Here is a 2,500-nt window from a genome sequence, read left to right on the forward strand (position 1 = left end):
TGGTTGCGGGGGTAGGATTTGAACCTACGACCTTCAGGTTATGAGCCTGACGAGCTACCGGGCTGCTCTACCCCGCGCCATTTGCATCGCTTTTGGTTGCGCTGCCTGTTTTTCATCGTTTCAGAGAGTTTCGTTTCTTTCCAGGTCTGGCGGTGACCTACTCTCCCACGTCTTTTGACGCAGTACCATTGGCGCGACGGCACTTAACGGCCGAGTTCGGGATGGGATCGGGTGTTTTGCTCGTGCTGTGGCCACCAGACCGGGAAAGAAACGCTCAGCGTTGTTCCTTTTGAGGGGAACGTTGTTGTCCAAGGATGCTTTTGGGAGAAGGTTTGGTGGTCGCGCATATTGAGGATTTTTCAATCCGCTCTTCTGCACTTCCAGTCTGTCTTCTTCCGGATCAAATCAAGCCAATCGAGCCATTAGTACCGGTCAACTGAATGCATTGCTGCACTTACATCTCCGGCCTATCGACGTGGTGGTCTTCCACGGCTCTCAAGGGAGACCTTGTTTTGAGGGGGGCTTCCCGCTTAGATGCCTTCAGCGGTTATCCTGTCCGTTCATAGCTACCCAGCACTGCCCTTGGCAGGACAACTGGTCCACCAGTGGAACGTTCACCCCGGTCCTCTCGTACTAGGGGCAACTCCTCTCAAGTCTCCAACACCCACGGCAGATAGGGACCGAACTGTCTCACGACGTTCTAAACCCAGCTCACGTACCTCTTTAAACGGCGAACAGCCGTACCCTTGGGACCTGCTCCAGCCCCAGGATGAGATGAGCCGACATCGAGGTGCCAAACGGTGCCGTCGATATGGACTCTTGGGCACCATCAGCCTGTTATCCCCAGCGTACCTTTTATCCGTTGAGCGATGGCCCTTCCACTCGGGACCACCGGATCACTATGGCCGTCTTTCGACTCTGCTCGACTTGTCAGTCTTGCAGTCAGGCTGGCTTCTGCCATTGCACTCAACGAGCGATTTCCGACCGCTCTGAGCCAACCTTCGCGCGCCTCCGTTACTGTTTGGGAGGCGACCGCCCCAGTCAAACTACCCGCCACGCAGGGTCCCGGATCCGGATAACGGACCGCGGTTAGACATCAAGAGTGCGAAGGGCGGTATCTCAAGGGTGGCTCCACGGAAACTGGCGTTCCCGCTTCAAAGCCTACCGCCTATCCTGCACATCGCAATCCTGATGCCAGTGCGAAGCTGTAGTAAAGGTGCATGGGGTCTTTCCGTCTAACCGCGGGAAGTCTGCATCTTCACAGACAATTCAATTTCGCTGAGTCCACATTTGAGACAGCGGGGAAGTCGTTACGCCATTCGTGCAGGTCGGAACTTACCCGACAAGGAATTTCGCTACCTTAGGACCGTTATAGTTACGGCCGCCGTTTACCGGGGCTTCAATTCAAAGCTTGCACTTCTCCTTTTAACCTTCCGGCACCGGGCAGGCGTCAGACCCTATACGTCGCCTTGCGGCTTCGCAGAGCCCTGTGTTTTTAGTAAACAGTCGCCACCCCCTGGTTTGTGCCCCCGGCCCATAGTTGCCTACGAACCGGGCCTCCTTCTCGCGAACTTACGGAGGTATTTTGCCGAGTTCCTTAAATGTGGTTCTCTCAAGCGCCTTGGTATTCTCTACCAGTCCACCTGTGTCGGTTTCGGGTACGGTCTTGTGGAGGGCTATTTCCAGGAACCGCTCAGCTGCCAGTTCAATCCGATAAGGACTGACAACCTCTGCGATCCGTCACCATCTCCTGGCCCAGGAATATTAACCTGGTTCCCATCGACTACGCCTTTCGGCCTCGCCTTAGGGGCCGGCTTACCCTGCTCAGATTAGCTTTAAGCAGGAACCCTTGGACTTTCGGCGACAGGGTCTCTCACCCTGTTTGTCGCTACTCATGTCAACATTCTCACTTCTGATCACTCCACCGGATGCCTCACGGCCCGGCTTCACAGTCAGAACAATGCCTCCGTAACCCCGAAGGGCTAAAGAGGCAGCGTTCTATATCACAGAACGCTCCGCTACCACGCACGTAAACGTGCATCCAAAGCTTCGGCTCGTGGCTTGAGCCCCGTTACATCTTCGCCGCAAGACCTCTTGATTAGACCAGTGAGCTGTTACGCTATCTTTAAAGGATGGCTGCTTCTAAGCCAACCTCCTGGTTGTTTTGGAAGTCTCACATGCTTTCCCACTTAGCCACGAATTGGGGGCCTTAGCTGTTGGTCAGGGTTGTTTCCCTCTCCACGACGGACGTTAGCACCCGCCGTGTGTCTCCCGGACAGTTCTCTTGGGTATTCGGAGTTTACTTAGACTCAGTAAGGCTGTGGGCCCCCATCATCCATGTAGTGCTCTACCCCCCAAGGAATACATCCGAGGCGCTACCTAAATAGCTTTCGCGGAGAACCAGCTATCTCCGAGTTTGATTGGCCTTTCACCCCTAGGCACAAGTCATCCCGACCCTTTTCAACGGGTGTGGGTTCGGCCCTCCAGTAAGTGTTACCTT

1 tRNA gene and 2 rRNA genes (1 of these 3 cut by a window edge) are annotated in these 2,500 nt (G+C 55.0%); all 3 read right to left on the reverse strand.

The features are described from left to right. A tRNA-Met gene (locus tag Q0601_RS24545) sits at positions 1-77 on the reverse strand. A 67-nt stretch (positions 78-144) separates the two neighbouring features. Then, a 5S ribosomal RNA gene (gene rrf / locus Q0601_RS24550) occupies positions 145-259 on the reverse strand. Positions 260-401: 142 nt separating this feature from the next. Continuing rightward, a 23S ribosomal RNA gene (locus tag Q0601_RS24555) occupies positions 402-2,500 on the reverse strand; it runs 731 nt beyond the window's last position.

It is taken from the genome of Paracoccus wurundjeri (assembly GCF_030678915.1).
GTDB lineage: Bacteria > Pseudomonadota > Alphaproteobacteria > Rhodobacterales > Rhodobacteraceae > Paracoccus > Paracoccus onubensis_A.